At 70.1% G+C, this 16199-nt stretch carries 10 protein-coding genes; 4 read left to right on the top strand and 6 right to left on the bottom strand.

The window, feature by feature from the left end; translation table 11 throughout:
- The 4 genes from AVJ23_RS14100 (at position 1) to AVJ23_RS14085 (ending at position 7837) form a co-directional block, all read left to right on the top strand.
- A complete protein-coding gene (locus AVJ23_RS14100) occupies positions 1-1020 on the top strand; it encodes a glycosyltransferase family 2 protein (protein WP_058862897.1) in 1020 nt (339 codons plus the stop codon).
- A 5-nt stretch (positions 1021-1025) separates the two neighbouring features.
- On the top strand, positions 1026-5618 hold the full coding sequence (locus AVJ23_RS14095; RefSeq protein ID WP_058862845.1) for a MupA/Atu3671 family FMN-dependent luciferase-like monooxygenase: 4593 nt from the start codon (positions 1026-1028) through the stop codon (positions 5616-5618).
- 4 nt (positions 5619-5622) lie between these two features.
- On the top strand, positions 5623-6321 hold the full coding sequence (locus tag AVJ23_RS14090) for a 4'-phosphopantetheinyl transferase family protein (protein ID WP_058862844.1): 699 nt from the start codon (positions 5623-5625) through the stop codon (positions 6319-6321).
- 187 nt (positions 6322-6508) lie between these two features.
- Positions 6509-7837: a GumC family protein gene (locus tag AVJ23_RS14085; RefSeq protein ID WP_058862843.1), complete on the top strand. Its 1329-nt coding sequence runs from the start codon at positions 6509-6511 to the stop codon at positions 7835-7837.
- Positions 7838-7846: 9 nt separating this feature from the next.
- Here the strand turns inward: AVJ23_RS14085 and AVJ23_RS14080 are convergent, their stop codons facing one another.
- The 6 genes from AVJ23_RS14080 to AVJ23_RS14055 all read right to left on the bottom strand — a co-directional run bounded on the left by AVJ23_RS14080 (position 7847) and on the right by AVJ23_RS14055 (position 16007).
- On the bottom strand, positions 7847-9346 hold the full coding sequence (locus tag AVJ23_RS14080; RefSeq protein ID WP_058862842.1) for a CpsD/CapB family tyrosine-protein kinase: 1500 nt from the start codon (positions 9344-9346) through the stop codon (positions 7847-7849).
- 240 nt (positions 9347-9586) lie between these two features.
- The gene (locus tag AVJ23_RS14075; protein ID WP_058862841.1) at positions 9587-11686 is read right to left on the bottom strand and encodes an NAD-dependent epimerase/dehydratase family protein; all 2100 of its coding nucleotides are present in this window, start codon (positions 11684-11686) and stop codon (positions 9587-9589) included.
- 7 nt (positions 11687-11693) lie between these two features.
- Positions 11694-12653: a glycosyltransferase family 2 protein gene (locus tag AVJ23_RS14070; RefSeq protein ID WP_058862840.1), complete on the bottom strand. Its 960-nt coding sequence runs from the start codon at positions 12651-12653 to the stop codon at positions 11694-11696.
- On the bottom strand, positions 12650-13867 hold the full coding sequence (locus AVJ23_RS14065; RefSeq protein WP_058862839.1) for a glycosyltransferase: 1218 nt from the start codon (positions 13865-13867) through the stop codon (positions 12650-12652). The genes AVJ23_RS14070 and AVJ23_RS14065 overlap by 4 nt, the downstream gene beginning before the upstream one ends.
- The gene (locus AVJ23_RS14060) at positions 13864-14862 is read right to left on the bottom strand and encodes an NAD-dependent epimerase/dehydratase family protein (RefSeq protein WP_169795943.1); all 999 of its coding nucleotides are present in this window, start codon (positions 14860-14862) and stop codon (positions 13864-13866) included. Before AVJ23_RS14060 ends, AVJ23_RS14065 begins: the two co-directional genes overlap by 4 nt.
- Positions 14850-16007: a Gfo/Idh/MocA family protein gene (locus AVJ23_RS14055; RefSeq protein ID WP_276203214.1), complete on the bottom strand. Its 1158-nt coding sequence runs from the start codon at positions 16005-16007 to the stop codon at positions 14850-14852. Before AVJ23_RS14055 ends, AVJ23_RS14060 begins: the two co-directional genes overlap by 13 nt.
- Positions 16008-16199 lie beyond the last annotated feature (192 nt).

Genomic DNA, 16199 nt, shown 5'->3' with positions numbered 1-16199 from the left:
ATGCCCCGGATTCTTGTCGTCTCTCTCAACTATCGCACCGCCGAGATGACCCTGCGCTCGGTCCGCGCGGCGCTGGCTGCGATGCAGGGTCTGGAGGCCGAGCTGGTCATCGTCGACAATGACAGCCAGGACGGCTCGCATGCCCGCATGGCCGAGGCGCTGGCCACCGAGGACTGGGCGCAGGGCCAGCCGATCCGGCTGATCCGGTCCGATCGCAATGGCGGCTTCGGGGCCGGCAACAATGTCGGGATCCGGGCCCGGATGTCGGATGGCAGCGCGCCGGATTACGTCTACATCCTGAACTCCGATGCCTTCCCCGCGCCCGACGCGATCCGCAAGCTGCTGGATCACCTCGAAACCCATCCCGAGGCGGGCTTTGCCGGCAGCCATATCCATGGCGAGGATGGCGTGCCCCATGTCACCGCCTTCCGCTTCCCCTCGGCCTGGTCCGAGCTGGAGGGCGCGGCGCGCTTGGGTCCGCTGACGCGGCTGCTGCGGCGCCACGTGGTGCCGCTGGGCGTGCCCGAGACGACCCGGCGGGTCGACTGGCTGGCCGGTGCCTCGATGATGATGCGGCAGTCGGTGCTGGACGAGATTGGCCTCTTCGACGAGACGTTCTTTCTCTATTTCGAGGAAACCGACCTCTGCCTGCGGGCCGCGCGGGCGGGCCACCAGACGCATTACGTGCGCGACAGCCACGTGGCGCATATCGGCTCGGTCTCGACGGGGATGAAGCGCTGGGCGCGGATCCCCGGCTTCTGGCTGGACAGCCGGTGGCATTACTTCAGCAAGAACCACGGCCGGGCGGGGGCGGTGGCGGCGACGCTGGCGCATCTAACGGGCGGGCTGATCTGGCGTGCACGGCGCCTGGTCCAGCGCAAGGAGCGCGCAGACCCGCCGCATTTCCTGAGCGATCTTCTGACACACGATTTCATCGCGATGACCCGGCCCTTGCCGGGAAAGCGCAAGGCGGTTCGGGCGCGCCTGCCCGGGACCGCCTTTGAGGCACGAGCGGAGTAGAGACCATGTCCCAGTTTTCCTGTGTGGTGATGGGGAGCGAGTCGCTCCTGGTGCAATGTGCCGAGGCGGCGCTGGCACGCGGCAACCGCATCGCAGCCGTCGTGACCCGCAGCGCGGACGTGGCCGGCTGGGCCCGGGCGCGCGGCCTGCGGGTCGAGGCGAAGGGCCGCGACCTTGCCGCACGGCTGGAGGGGCTGGAGTTCGACTGGCTGCTGTCCATCGCCAACCTCGCGATCCTGCCCGAGGACGTGCTGTCGCTGCCGCGCAAGGGCGCGGTCAATTTCCATGACGGCCCCCTGCCGCGCCATGCCGGGCTGAACGCCCCGGTCTGGGCCCTGATCGAGGGAGAGGCGCATCACGGTGTCAGCTGGCACATGGTCGAGCGGGGCGTCGATACCGGCGACCTGCTGGTCACCGAGGGCTTCGCGATCGACGATACCGACACGGCGCTGACCGTGAACACCAAGGCCTACGAGGCCGCGCTGACCAGCTTTGACCGGCTGCTCGACCAGCTGGAGAGCGGCGTGCTGAAGCGCCTCCCCCAGGATGTCACGCAGCGCAGCTATCACGCGCTGGCCGACCGGCCCGCCGGGGGCGGTCTGCTGGACCTGTCCCGCCCGGCGGCCGAGCTTCACCGGCTGGTGCGAGCGCTGGATTACGGCGACTACTGGAACCCGCTCTGTGTGGCCCGGATCCGGCTGGGCGACAGGCTGCTGCGCATCGGCGGGGCGCGCGTGGTCGAAAGCCACGCAGCCCCCGGTACGGTGCTGGAGGTCAGCGACGCCCAGGTCACCATCGCCTGCGGCGAAGGCGCGCTGGTGCTGTCGGGCCTGACGGAGCTTTGCGGCGCGCCGGTCGCGCCCGATACGCTGGTCGCGGTGGGCGATGTCGTTCCGGTACCGGAGGCCGAGGCGCTTGCCCGCATCGACGCCGCGCTGGCCCATGTCTCGCGGCGGGATCGCCTGATGCGGCAACGGCTGGCCGAGCTGCGACCGGCCGAGCTGACCGGGCTCGACGCGACCTCGGGCAAGATCCGGACCCGCGCGCTGTCACTGCCCGACCCGGCGTTGGGCGCCATCGCACGCTGGGTCCAGGCGCTGACCGGGCAGGCCGAGGCGGATATCGCTTGGGCCGATGCCGCGCTGGCCGAGGCGGCCGCGACCGGGATGGTCGCGCCCTGGGCGCCGCTGCGGATCGACGGCTCTGCGCTGGCGGCGCTGGCCGACGGGACCGCCACACCCGACGGGTTTGCCAGTGACCTGCCCCTGCGCGCGCCCGAACTGTCGCAGCCCGAGCTGCCCCATATCGGCCTGTCGCAGGGGGCGGGCCATGTACCGGGCACCGTGCTGACGGTCGAGCTGGGCGATGCGCCGCGGCTGAGCTATGACAGCGGTCGACTGGCACCCGCGATGGCCGAGCTCTGGGCCGCCCGGCTGGAACTGGCCGCCGCCGCGCCGGGAGGCGACCTGCCCGAGGACGAGCGGGACATGGTGCTGAACCGCTGGAACGCGACCGGGACGGATCACGACCGCAGCCTGACCATGCAGCGCGCCTTCGAGGCGCAGGTCGCGCAGACGCCCGAGGCCGTGGCGCTGGTCTTCGAGGACAGGCGCGTCACCTATGCCGATCTGGACGCGCAGGCCAACCGCGCCGCGCATCTGCTGCGCGAGATGGGCGTGCGCCCGGGCCAGGTGGTGGGCCTGTGCTGCCGCCGCTCGGTCGACCTGATGGTGGGGGCGCTGGCGATCCTCAAGGCCGGCGGCGCCTACCTGCCGATGGACCCGGCCTACCCGGCCGACCGGCTGCAGCATTTCGTCGAGGACAGCGGCGCCGCCGTGATCGTGACGCAGGCCGGTGTGGAGCCGATGCTGCCGCCGCACCGCGCCGACCTGCTGGTGCTGGATGCCGAACCGCGGCTGGCCGCCCAGCCCGCCACGCCGCCCGCGCCGACCAGCGGGCCCGAGGATCTGGCCTACCTGATCTACACCTCCGGCTCGACCGGCAAGCCCAAGGGCGTGATGATCGAGCATCGCAACGTGCTGAACTTCTACACCGGCATGGATGCGCATGTCCCGCACGCCACGGGCGCGACGCGGGACGGGTTCGGGCCGGCCGGAACATGGCTTGCCGTGACCTCGCTCAGCTTCGACATCTCGGTGCTCGAGCTGTTCTGGACCACGGCCCGCGGCTTCACCGTGGTGATGAGCTCGGACGAGGATCGCGGGCTGATCTCTAAGGGGCCAATGCGGCGCGGCGGCTCGGGGATGCAGTTTTCGCTGTATTACTGGGGCAATGATGACGGGGTGGGGCGCGACAAGTACACGCTGTTGCTGGACGGGGCGCGCTTTGCCGACGAGAACGGCTTTATCGCCGTCTGGACGCCCGAGCGGCATTTCCACGCCTTCGGCGGCCCCTATCCCAACCCCTCGGTCACCGGGGCGGCAGTGGCCGCGGTGACGCGCAACATCGGCGTGCGCGCCGGGTCCGTCGTGGCGCCGCTGCACCATCCCGCGCGCATTGCCGAGGAATGGTCGGTGATCGATAACCTGACCGGCGGGCGCGCCGGCATGGCCATCGCCAGCGGCTGGCAGCCGGATGATTTCATCCTGCGCCCCGAGAACACCCCGCCCGAGAACAAGCCCGCCATGCTGCGCGACATCGACACGGTGCGCCGGCTGTGGCGTGGCGAAGAGGTGGCCTTTCCGCGCAAGGATGGCGAGATGCATGCCGTCGTCACCCAGCCGCGCCCGGTCTCGGCCGAGCTGCCGGTCTGGGTCACGACCGCCGGCAATCCCAAGACCTGGGAAGAGGCCGGGCGGCTGGGCTGCAACGTGCTGACGCACCTGCTGGGCCAGTCCATCGCCGAGGTGCAGGAGAAGATCGGGATCTACCATGCCGCGCTGCGCGAGGCGGGGCATGACCCCAAGGACTTCACCGTCACGCTGATGCTGCACACTTTCCTCAGCGACACGCGGGACCATGCGCGCGAGATCGCGCGAGGACCGATGAAGGCCTACCTGAACGCGGCCGCCGGGCTGATCAAGCAATATGCCTGGGTCTTTCCGGCCTTCAAACGGCCCGAAGGGGTCAACAACGCCTTCGACCTGCAGCTGGACGCGCTGGAGCCCGAGGAGATGGACGCGATCCTCGACTTCGCCTTCGAGCGCTATTTCAACGACAGCGGGCTGTTCGGCACGGTCGAGGATGCCATGGCCCGCACCGAGGAGCTGCGCGCCATCGGCGTGGACGAGATCGCCTGCCTGATCGATTACGGGATCGACCGCCAGACCGTGCTTGACGGGTTGCGGCCGCTGGCCGAGGTGGTGCAGGCCGCCGCATCCGAGCCCGAGCTTGAGGCGGATGATTTCTCGATCGCGGCGCAGATCCTGCGGCACGGCGTGACGCATCTGCAATGCACGCCTTCCATGGCGCGGATGATCGCGATGAACGACGAGGCGCGCCATGCGCTGCGCGGTGTGCGCCATCTCTTCCTGGGCGGCGAGCCGCTGCCCGGGGCGCTGGTGTCCGAGTTCGCGCAGATCACCGAGGCCAGCGTGACCAACATGTACGGCCCGACCGAGACGACGATCTGGTCCTCCCTCGCCCCGGCCGAGGGTGGCGAGGCGGTGGTCAATATCGGCACGCCGCTGGCCAACCAGCAGCTTTACGTGCTGGACGCGGCGCAGGCGCCGGTCGGTGTCGGGCAGGAGGGCGAGCTGTGGATCGGGGGCGAGGGCGTGACCCGCGGCTACTGGAACCGGCCCGAGCTGACCGCCGAGAAATTCCGCGCCAACCCCTTCCATCCCGGGCGGATGTATCGCACCGGCGATCTGGTGCGGCGGCGCGCCGATGGGCGGATCGATTTCGTCGGCCGCGTCGATCACCAGGTCAAGCTGCGCGGCCACCGGATCGAGCTGGGCGAGATCGAGGCGGCGCTCGAGGCGCAGCCGGGCGTGAGCCAGGCCGTGGCGCTGGCGCGCGAGGACCGGCCCGGAGACCTGCGCTTGGTGGGCTACTACACCGGCGATGCGCAGGACGCGGCGGCACTGAAGGCCGCGCTGGCCCGCGACCTGCCTGCCATCATGGTGCCCGCGCGGCTGGTCCGGCTGGACAGTTTTCCGCTGACGCCGAACAAGAAGGTGGACCGCAAGGCGCTGCCCGTGCCCGAGGCCGCGCCGGCCCCGGTGAAACCCGCGGCCGCCGCCCCGAAAGCGCCCGAGGCGGCCCCCGACGCGGCGGCGCTGGAGCGCGTGCTGGCCGGCATCTGGACCGAGGTGCTGGGCGTGCAGCAGATCGGCAGCCGGGACAATTTCTTCGACCTTGGCGGGCATTCCCTGCTGGCGGTGCAGGCGCATCGCGCCGTCCGCGAGCGGCTGGGCGTCACCGCGCTGTCGATCACCGACATCTTCCGCTTCCCCGTGCTGGGCGATCTCGTGGACCGGGTGGCGACCATGGTCTCGGGCCCGATCGCGGCCCCGGCGCCGCGTCCCAGCCCCGCACCGGCACCGGCCCCCGCTCCGGCGGCGGCGGGGCAGGGGCAGACCCGGGCCGAGGCTATGGCGCGCCGGCGCGAGATGCGGGCCCGGCGCCGCGCCTGAGCCGATGCGGACAGAGGCGCTGGCCACGGCGTTGGACCGGATCGCGCTGCCCGACGGGATCGCCTTCGGCGTCTCGGGACCGACCGATCCGGCGTCCCTGTGGCCTGAAGAAGCCAGTGCCGTGGCACGCGCCGTGCCCGGGCGGCGCACCGAATTTGCCGGTGGTCGTGCTGCCGCGCGGCAGGCCATGCAGCGCCTTGGGTTGCCACCCGCGGCCGTGCCTTCGGGGACCGACCGCGCGCCGATATGGCCCGCGGGCCTGGTCGGCAGCCTGACCCATGCCGAGGGCACCTGCCTTGCCGTGCTTGCCCGTTCGGCGACCTGTCTGTCGCTGGGCGTGGACCTGGAGCGGGACCAGCCCCTCGACCCCGCGCTGCATGACGAGATCACCCGACCGGAAGAGGTCTCGGCCAGTTCGCGGCGGGACCTGCGACTGCGCTTCAGCGCCAAGGAGGCGGTCTACAAGGCGCTCTACCCGCAGACGCGGGTGCTGTTCGGCTTCGACGGGCTGAGCGTGGATCTGCAGCGGGGCAGGGCCGCGCTGGTCCGCACGCCCGAGACCGCCGCGATTCCCGACATATGGCACGCGCAGACCTTCGATGTCGCGCAATGGCGGGTGGCCGGGGCGATCGTGTCGCTGGTCATGCTGCCGCATCCCCGGGCGGGCGGCCGCGCACAAGGGATGCCGGCCACAATGCGTTGAGAAAGCGGCGAAAATGTGACCATCGACGCCGCGTCGGACACGCTCTGTTTCCGCCACAATTGGCGAAAATTCGTGGCAAATCCGGGGCAGATTGGTTACCTCTCTGGCAGGAGATGACGGCCGCCGCCTGTCTGCACGGCGGGCCCGTCTCTTCCGCATTGGGGGCCACATTGCGGGAGCAGTCGAGATGAACCAGTTCCAGTCCTTTGCCGAGATCCTGTCGGCCCTGAAACGTCGTGCCTGGGTGATCCTGATCGTCACCTTGCTGGGCTGCGTGGCCTCGCTCTACTATGCGCTGAACCAGTCGAAGCTCTACGAGGCCACCGCCGTCGTGCAGATCGAGGATGCCCGCGTGCCTGACCAACTGGCCGGGGCCACGGCGCAGCGCACCGATGCCGCCCGCCGGGTTCGGCTGATCGAGCAACGGCTGATGTCACGCGACAACCTGGTGCGGATCATGGAGCAGCACGCGCTGTTCACCGAAGACCCCTCGATGACCATGAACGAGCGCATCTTCAGCATGCGCGAAGCGGCGCGGATCGAGGAAATCGTCAACCAGAGCCAGGCCTTTGCGCCGGGTGGCAACGTGCCCTCCGGGCTTCTGATCACGGTACGGCTGGGCGATGCCGAGAAGGCCGCCGACGTGGCCAACGAGCTGATGTATTCCGTGATCGAACAGTCGCGCGACCGCAGCGTCGGCCGTGCCCGCGACACGCTGGAGTTCTTCGCCGAGGAAGAGGCCCGCGTCGGCGCCGAGATCGAGCGCATGGATGACGAGATTGCCGAGTTCAAGCGCGAGAATGCCGACCAGCTGCCCTCGGGGCTGACCGACCTGCGCGCCCAGCTTGCCAGCCTGCGCGACGCCGATCTCGAGCTCGACCGGCAGATCGTCACGATCGAGACCAGCTCCAGCCGCCAGCGGGAAGAGGTGACCGAGCGCCAGATCGCCCTGCTGACCGAGCAGAAGCTGCTTTTGGCCGAACGCTCGGCCCGGATCCGCGAGCTGATCGCCGGTGCGCCGGATGTCGAGCGCGAGCTGAACCGGCTTGAGCGCGAGATGACGCAGCTTCAGGACCAGTACAGCGTCATCACCCGCCGCAAGGCCGAGGCCGAGATGGGCCAGATGCTGGAGGACCGCCAGCAGACCGGCCGGTTCGAGGTGCTGGAAACCGCGCTGGTACCGGAATTCCCGGTCTCGCGCAGCCGCAAGAAGACGGCGATCATGGGCGGCGTGGCCAGCCTTGTCGCCGGGATCGCGGCGGGCTTCGTGCTGGAGCTGATGAACCCGGCGATCCGCAGCGCCGCCCAGATGGAGCGCGCTTTGGGCGTCCAGCCGGTGGTCGCCATCCCGACCGTGCGCAGCGGGCGCGACCAGCGGCGGCGCGGGCTGAAGGTGCTGGCCTGGATCGGGGCGCTGGGTGCGGCGCTCTTGGCCGCGCTGCGCTACGGGGCCGAGCGGCTGCCATGGATCGCCGACCTGCTGGACCGGGTGACCCCGCGGCTGGCCCGTGGCTGACCCGGCGGCTCAGTAGCGGTAGCGGGAGATCTCTGTGTGTTCGGCCTTGTTCAGCACCATGCCCAGCAGGGGGGTGCTGTCGCCGAGGCGCCGCTCCACCTCCTTGATCTCCTTCTGGGTGGTCAACCCGCCGCCGACCACCAGCAACACCCCGTCAAAAAGCGGGCGAAAGGCGATCACGTCATCGTAGAACAGCGCCGGCGGCAGGTCGAACAGCATGACATCCGGCTGCATCTGGGTCTCGATCAGGTCCAGCATGCCGCGGGTGCGCGGATCCTGCAGCAGTTCCGAGGCATAGGGCTCGGTCATGTCGTTGAAGCCGAAGGCGATGTTGCGCCCGGCATGGATGTCGTTCGGACCAGGGCGCAACAGGTGCTCTTCCGGGGCAACGGTGCCGCGCAGCAGATCGCCGATCGCGCCGGGCGCCTCGACCCCCATGACGCTGTGCAGGCTGGGCCGGCGCATGTCGCAATCCAGCAGCAGGGTGCGACAGTTCTCCTGCCGTGACAGGCTGATCGCGAGGTTGGCGGCGGTGAAGGTCTTGCCGCAATCCTTGCCGGGCGAGGTGATCGCGACGCGTTTCCAGCCATGCTCGTGCAAGGCCTGCAGCAGGCGGGTGCGCAGTACGTCAAAGGCGGCATGGGCCGGGTCGTCGCGCCGGGCGGTGATGATTCTGTTGCGGTTCAGGTGCCCGGCATCCAGCGCGAAACTGTCCAGCCGGGCCCAGGCCGCCCTCGTGGCGGCCTCGACACGCTCGGCCCGCTCGGCGGGGTTGGTCAGGGCCAGCGGCGGCGGGCGCCCGGGACGGCTGGATTGGGGGGCGGGCTGGCGTTCGGGGTCCGGCCTGGGCGGGGCGGCAGGGCCATCGGGGTCGGCGCCGCGCCGGGCCGCGATGCTGCGCGCCTCGGCCAGTGCCCGTCGGCGGGCGTCGAGCTCCTTCAGGCGGGCCTCCTCGGCCAGTCGCGCCTCTTCCGCCGCACGTTCCTCCAGCTCTGCCTTGCGAGCCGCCGCGGCCTGCCGCTCGGCCTCGGCCCGGCGCAGGGCCTCGACCGCAGCCGCGCTTCGGGCCCGGGCCTCGCGCTGCTCTTCCGCCTCGCGATGGGCCTGCTCCTCGGCCGCACGTTGAGCCTGCGCTTCGCGCTGTGCTTGCTCTTCGCGCCGCGCGTGTTCTGCAGCTTCGCGCCGTGCCTGTTCCTCGGCTTCACGGCGGGCCTGCTCTTCCGCCGCGCGCTTGGCATCCGCCGCGCGCTTGGCATCCGCCGCGCGTTGCGCCTCGGCGTCGCGTTTGGCCTGCTCTTCGGTAGCCCGTTGCGTTTCGGCTGCGCGTGCCTCTTCGGCCTCGCGCGCCTCTTCCGTCTCGCGCGCGCTGGTGCCGCCCGTTTCGGGCAGAGTGTCCTCCGACCGCCGGGCGCGGGGCTCCAGCGGGGGGACGGGGGTCATGTCGGTCTCGGTCGGCGCCGCATCGCGGACGCGTTTGCCCTTGCGGCGGAACTTGCGTTGATCCGTCATGTTCAAGCCTTCCGCCCCCGGGGCCGACCGACCGCGGGGCTGTGCTCTGGCCCGGCCGTCGCGCAAGGGGCCCTGTCGGCGCATATGCTCATCTGACTGCTCGACCTCGATCCGGTGGCATCCCTGGTTCTGGACAGGTTGCCCATGTGTCAACCGTGTTTAAGCAGGGGAATTTGGCCAGAATAAGTCGCATTTGAGGGGATTGTTCACGCCCCCGCACCGGGCCCTCCCACGCCCTGCCTAGAAGCCCATGAGATTGGCACGCAGGATGGCTTTTTCAACAAAGGCCGCGCGGTCGGGTTCGGGGCGCCAGCCCAGCACCTGCTTGGGGCGGCTGTTGTCGAAGGGTGAGAAATGCGCCCGGCTCTTCCAGTCGGCCAGCGAGGGGCGGATCACGCCGTGGCGGCGCAGCGCATATTTCTTGAGCGCGTATTTCACGGCGTCCGAGGCGTAGAAGGCATACAGGTTGCCCGGCGCCACGCGGATCCGCGCGCCCAGTTGCTCGGCGATGGCGTCGAAATAGTCGCGGGCCGAGAACATGGGCTCGCCGATCAGGTTGAAGCTCTGCCCCTCGACCGGCGCGTCGATCATGCGCACCAGCCCGTCGGCCACGTCCTCGTTCAGCACGAAGGGCAGGGTGTTGCGCCCGTGGCCCCAGATGCGCACCGCGCCGGCCCCGTGCCAGCGCCCGATCCCCCAGTGCTGCAAGGGCCCTCCCGGGCCGACCACGATGCCGGGCCGGGCGATGACCACGGGCAGGCCGCGCTCGCGGTGCAGCTTGAGCAACTGGCGCTCGCATTCCGCCTTGGAGCGCGCGTAGAGGTTGCGGTCGCTCATGTCGACGGGAAAGCCGGTCTCCTCGGTGATCGTGTGGCGCGGGTCGGACATGTCGTAGCTGGCGATGGTGCCGGTATAGACCAGCCGCTGCACGCCGGCTTTCTCGCAGGCCATGCCGATCCGGGTGGCCACGCCCACATCATTGCGCAGCGCGTCGGCCCAGCTGGTCTCCAGCGCCTTGGCGAGGTTGAAGACCACCTCGATCCCCTCCATCGCCTGCGTCAGCTGGTCGAGATCGTGCAGCGAGGCGGCGACCGTCTCGACCCGGTCGGGCAGGTCGGGGAAGGGGCCGGAGCGGCCGCGCGACAGGACGCGCACGTCGCGCCCCTCGGCCGCCAGCCGCCGGGTCAGCGCCCGCCCGATAAAGCCGGTGCCGCCGATCACCATGGCGGTGGGTTTGGGATCCCGGGTCTGCACGGCGGGAGCCGCGACCTGCAGCACCTTGGACGGCAGGTGGTCGATCATGGCCTCGACGCTTTGCATCACGGCCACGGCGCTGTCGGCCGAGAACCGGCGATCCACCGGGGCGCCCTTGGCAAGCGCGCCGTAGATGGCGGCGTTCATGCCGCGAAAGCTCTGCCCGTAGGGGTTGCGGGTGTTGAGCGAGCGGGCCTGGATCCACGCGTTGCGCAGGCCCTGGCCCAGGTGTTGGCGCGACAGGTCCAGCTGGCGCCGCAGCGGGTTCACCACGAGGTCCGACGGGTTCTCGCGCTCGGTCACCAGCACGTCCTGCGCGAAGTCCAGCCGTGCCCGGGCGGAGGAGCCGCGCAGCGTGACGGACCGGTCATCCACCGTCTCGACCAGCGCGAGGGTGAAGGTGATCTCGGCCGTGCCCGCGCGCCCGAAGGCGCGGATATATTGCGGGCGCGGATCGTCGCCGGGCAGCAACGCAGGTTTCGAGGCCTCGGCATGGGTGATCTCGACCGGGCCGAACAGGTCATGGGCAAAGGCCACGAGATGCGGGCCAAGCTCCAGCAGCAGGTTGCGGGGTTCGCGCAGCAGCCACAGGTTGTAGGGCCCTGAGCGCAGCGGGGCCAGCGGCAGCGCCCAGGTGATCTCGCATCCCGAGATCCGGCCATAGCTGCCAGTTGCCATCTCGGCCTTGAGGCGCTGGTACGACGGCAGGCCCAGGAAGTTGTGCCCGGGGTGGAACCGCACGCTCGCGGCCTGCGCGGCCTCGGCCATGCGCAGGGTGGCCGCGGCAGATTCGGCCACAGGTTTTTCCACAAGCACATGCAACCCTGCAGACATGCATTGCAGGGCCAATGCCTCGTGAAGATGCGGCGGGGTGAGGATATGCACAGCATCGCAACACCCCGCCGCAATCAGCGCGTCCACGTCACAAAAGGCTTGTGCCCCATGCGCTTCGGCCAGGCCCTGCGCAGCCGATTCGCTGATGTCACAGACCGCCGAGAGCGTGACGCCGGGCGTCGCCTTCAGCGCGTCGGCATGCCACGTGGCGATATAGCCGGCGCCGATCAGACCGACACGGATGGGGGACATGGGAACCTCACTTGTATTCGATGATGCGCATCTGGGCGCCGCGCCACCGACGCAGATGGAACTGCGCCAGCCCGATCATGTTGGGAAGTTTCGACAGTGTCAGCAGGACCGAATGCCGCCAGGCCTGCCCGCGCGGCAGCCCCTCGGCGATCAGACCCCGGGCGGTGCGGAGATAGTTCAGCCCGTAGGCGAGCAGCACCGCCAGCGACAGCAGCGGCCATGTGACCAGCCCCAGCAGGAAGATGAGCGGCAGGGCCAGCCCGTAGACCAGCACGCGCCGGACCTCGGTCGTGAAATAGTCGGGATGCAGGTGGTGGACCTGCGCAAAGCCGTGCCCGGTGCGCACCGCACGCCGCCACCACTGGCCGAAGCGCAACATGGCCGCGTCATGGCGCGTCATCTCGTGCGGGATCCGCTCCAGCTGCCAGCCCGCCTTGCGGAAGCGGCAGCAGATCTCGTCATCCTCGGCGGCGATCACTTGCGGGTCCATGCCGCCGACGGCGCGCCAGAGCGCCGCGCGCACCATCATGTCGCCGCCACAGGCACGGATCGGGCCGGCCGGGCGGCGCCATTCCCAGTGGCAGAGCTGGTTGTAGAGGCTGGCCTCGGGGTGGATCTCGGCCCGCCAGCCTGTGACCATGCCGAGATCCGGGCTGGCCTCAAGGTGTGCCCGCGCGGCGTCGAGGAAACCCGGCACCAGCGCGCAGTCGCCATCGATGAACTGAACCAGCTCGGGCCCCTCCAGCGCGTCGAACCCGGCATTGCGGGCGCGCGCCGCGGTGAAGGGCACCGACATGTCCAGCTCCACCACCGTCGCGCCGCGGGCGCGGGCGGCATCGACGCTGCCATCGGTGGAGCCGGAATCGACATAGACCACCTGCCGCGCCTGCCCGGTGACCGAGTCGAGACAGGCGATCAGCCGCGCGCCCTCGTTCCGGCCAATCAGGACGACATCCACCGGCGTCATGGCCGCGTGCCCCGGGGCGGGGTGCCCGCGTGATAGCCGCAGAACAGCGCGCTCAGCTTGGCCGGTTCCTGCGAGAGGTTGAAATCGGCCTGCACCTTGGCCCGGCCGGCCGCGCCCATGCGGCGGCGGCGCTCGGGATCGGCCAGCAGCGCGTCCAACGCCTCGGCCAGCGCCGTGGCATGGCCGGGCGGGACCAGCAGGCCCGATACGTCATGTTCGACCAGTTCCGGAATGCCGGCGATCCGCGTGGTCACCACCGGCACCTGCGCGGCCATGGCCTCCATCAGCACTACGGGCACGCCCTCGGCAAAGCTGGGCAGCACGAAGAGATCCGCCGTGGCCAGTATCTCGGCCACCTCAGACTGGCTGCGATAGCCCAGGAAGTCGACCGGCAGCCCCGCGGCCTGCGCTTCCAGCGTGGCCCGGTCCGGCCCGTCGCCGATCACGGTGAGACGCAGGCCGTCCGGGTCGAGCGCCCGCAGCGCCTCCAGCAGGACGGGCACGCCCTTCACCCCGGCCAGCCGGCCGACAAAGACGATGTGCCGGCCCGCGTGATCCGCAGCGGCATAGCGGTCGGGGTTCACCGCGCAATGCACGATGTGGAACCGATCCCAGTGGCGCTGCTCGGCAAAGCACATCAGCTGCGAGCGGCAGAAATCGCTGATGCAGGCGACGAAACGCGCCCGCGCGGCCTTGGCATCGATGCGCCAGTGATGCGGCTCGAAGAAGATGTCGGGGCCATGGATGGTGAAGCTGTAGGGGATGCCCGACAGCTCCGAGGCCAGCATCGCCACCGTGCAGGAGGCCTTGGCGATGTGGTTGTGCAGGTGATCGACCCCCTGCCGTGCCAGCTCGTCGGCCAGCACGCCCGCCTCGGCGAAATAGATCAGGTTGTAGAGCCGGCCCCGGGCGCCCCGCGGCGCGGTGGACCAGGCCAGCCGCAGCGTCCGCAGGTAGCGCCCGGGCCGCGCCATCCAGCGCAGATGCGCGCGCGCCAGCCGCAGCGGGGATTTGCAGGCGTCCAGCACCTTGAAGGTGCGGGCATGTTCGGCGCGCTGCTCCGGTCCGACAAGATGCTCGGCCCCGGTGGTGCGGATCGAACAGGACAGCACCTCGTGGCCCAGCGCGCGCAGCGCCGCGATCTCGCGCTGGATGAACGTGTCCGAGGCGCGCGGGTATTCCCCGGTCAGGTAGGCGAGCTTGGGCAGGCTCATGATTCGGCCCTCCGCGCATCGGCCAGCAGCGTCTCGAAGCCGGGCTGCCCGCCGCCAAGACGCTGGCGCAGTCGGGTATTGGGGCAGCGGATCGGCATCATGCGGGCGCGCAGCGTGGTTTCGCGAAACAGCCCCGGCAGGCGGTGGGCAAACGGGCGACAGGGCCGGATCGCCGCGGCCCAGGCCGTGTAGGGGATCGTGACGTTCAACCGGGGCCAGCCATATGCCGCGCGATGCGCCTGAAGGAAGCGGGCGCGGGTCGGGCAGTCATCGTCGAAGACGTTGATCGCCTCGCAACCGTCGCTGTCGCGCAGGGCTGCCGTGACCGCGGCCTGCGCCACGTTGTCCAGATGGGCCAGCGGCAAGGCGCCGTCCGATCCGATGGTGACGTGCAGCTTGCCGGCCCAGAAGCCCTGCAGCGCGTGCCATGAGCGTCCCGGTCCCCAGATGGCGCCGGGACGCAGGACCCAGCAGGCGCGCAGCGCGGCCTGCGGGCCATGAACGGTTTCCTGCAACCGCTTGGCCATGGCATAGGGGCTGCTTGCGCTACGGATGGTCTCGGTCGGGGCCATCTCCCAATCGACGGGCACCGGCAGAAGCGGGCTAGCCTCGTTCAGCGTGTCGCCGGGCGACAGCCGGTCGGTGTCATAGACGGCAAGGGACGAGATGAGGACCAGCCGTTGCGTCTGACGGATCGGCAGGAAGGCCGTGGCGCTGATGGTGTCCAGCGCCAGCGCCTTGGGATCGTCGCCCATATGCCCGGCCGCGTGGATGAAGGCGGTGTCGTTGGGCAGCTCCTGCAGGGCGACATGGATCTCGGGATCCGTCAGGTCGCCCTGCAGGGCCTGCACGCGCGCATCGCCGGACCAGGCCGGATCGGGCCGGCTGCGATGGAGCGCCAGCACGAACAGCCCCTGCCGCCGGGCCTCGGCGACGCAGGCCCGGCCCAGATACCCGCCGGCGCCGGTGACGACGATCAGTCTCATCGTGCCCATGGCATCGGCTCCATCGGGGCGCAGCCTGTGGTCATGCGCTGCGCGCCCGTGTCCTCGCCGGCATTCTGGATGGCCAGCGTGACCTCGGTCAGGTGCAGGGCGAAATCGTTCGACAGTCGGCAGGGGCGTCCCTGTGCCCCTGCCTCCAGCATCTCGGCCGGGCCCAGCATGAAATTCATCGCCGCCGCGCCCCAACGCGCCACCTTGGGATGGGTCGGCCCGGGCAGGCGGATGCGCAGGGGCCAGGGATGTTCCATCAGCCGGCGACGGAGCGTGAGACGGCGGGCAAATCGCACCTTGGCGCCGTTGTCCCACGCCGCCTTGCAGGACAACACGCCCTTGTCACCGACGATGCGGATGGAATGGTCATGCGGTGCGACGATGGAACAGGTCAGCCGCGTGACCGGCCCGTTCTCGAAGAACAGCGTGGCGACCGACAGGTCCGGCGCGAAAGGACCGTCGCCCGCCTTGTCGGGGATCGTCTCGGCCGAGGCGGCGACGACCGTGCGCACCGATCCGAACCAGGCGATCAGCCAGGTCAGGTAGTAGCCGGCATGTTCCAGCGTGCAGCCCACGCGAAACTCGTCCCCCGCAGGCCAGGGCGCGCCGCTGTCCGAGATCCACTTGTCGAAAGCCGCCTGCGGGATGAACCCGTCATCGAGTTCAGCATAGATGGCGCGCGGCGTGCCGGCGATGCCGTGACGCAGCGCGTGACCCAGCGTCTGCGCGGCCTCGCCGAGCACCGAACAGGGGGCCGAGCCCAGCATCAGCCCGCGTTCGGCGGCCAGCGCGTGCAGCGCCTTGGCCTCGTCTGCGTCGGTGGCCAGCGGCTTTTCGGAATAGACATGGCGGCCGGCCATCAGGCAGGCGCGCGTGGTCTCGAAATGGGCGTGCGGGTTGGTGAGGTTCAGCACCAGCGCCTCGGGCGCCGCGTCCAGAAGCTCTTGGAGGGAGGACCGCGCCGGCACGCCCCAGAAGGCGCAGAACTGCGCCAGCCGCGCGGCGTTGATGTCGAACACACCGGCCACCTCGATCCCCGGCATGGATTTCAGCGAGCGCATGTAGAGATCGGCCACGAAGCCGCAGCCCAGCAGCGCCACCTGCCCGGTCGCCTGATGCGCCTTGCTGCTGGACCCGTCCGTCACGCGTGCTCCTGTCCTTTGCCCTGCGCGTCTGAAACAGGGAAACATGGCCATAATTCGGCAAATGCCCCGGATCGCAGGCCCGGTTGCGGCAGCGCGGCATCAGGTCGGGGATTTTTGCATGGCCTGTTGCGGAAACGGCACTTACTTGCGCGGGAAACCGCGCTAAGCAGGCGCGGGGGAGCAGGGTGCTGC

This window comes from Pseudoponticoccus marisrubri (assembly GCF_001482405.1).
Taxonomy (GTDB): Bacteria; Pseudomonadota; Alphaproteobacteria; order Rhodobacterales; family Rhodobacteraceae; genus Pseudoponticoccus; species Pseudoponticoccus marisrubri.
Note: the sequence above shows the minus strand (reverse complement) of the source record. Positions and strands in the feature narration are given on the sequence as shown.

Bases quoted from the DNA above. Each gene is read 5' to 3' on its own strand.
- AVJ23_RS14100 (WP_058862897.1), top strand. From the start codon at position 1: ATGCCCCGGATTCTTGTCGTCTCTCTCAACTATCGCACCGCCGAGATG.
- AVJ23_RS14095 (WP_058862845.1), top strand. From the start codon at position 1,026: ATGTCCCAGTTTTCCTGTGTGGTGATGGGGAGCGAGTCGCTCCTGGTG.
- AVJ23_RS14090 (WP_058862844.1), top strand. From the start codon at position 5,623: ATGCGGACAGAGGCGCTGGCCACGGCGTTGGACCGGATCGCGCTGCCC.
- AVJ23_RS14085 (WP_058862843.1), top strand. From the start codon at position 6,509: ATGAACCAGTTCCAGTCCTTTGCCGAGATCCTGTCGGCCCTGAAACGT.
- AVJ23_RS14080 (WP_058862842.1), bottom strand. From the start codon at position 9,346: ATGACGGATCAACGCAAGTTCCGCCGCAAGGGCAAACGCGTCCGCGAT.
- AVJ23_RS14075 (WP_058862841.1), bottom strand. From the start codon at position 11,686: ATGTCCCCCATCCGTGTCGGTCTGATCGGCGCCGGCTATATCGCCACG.
- AVJ23_RS14070 (WP_058862840.1), bottom strand. From the start codon at position 12,653: ATGACGCCGGTGGATGTCGTCCTGATTGGCCGGAACGAGGGCGCGCGG.
- AVJ23_RS14065 (WP_058862839.1), bottom strand. From the start codon at position 13,867: ATGAGCCTGCCCAAGCTCGCCTACCTGACCGGGGAATACCCGCGCGCC.
- AVJ23_RS14060 (WP_169795943.1), bottom strand. From the start codon at position 14,862: ATGGGCACGATGAGACTGATCGTCGTCACCGGCGCCGGCGGGTATCTG.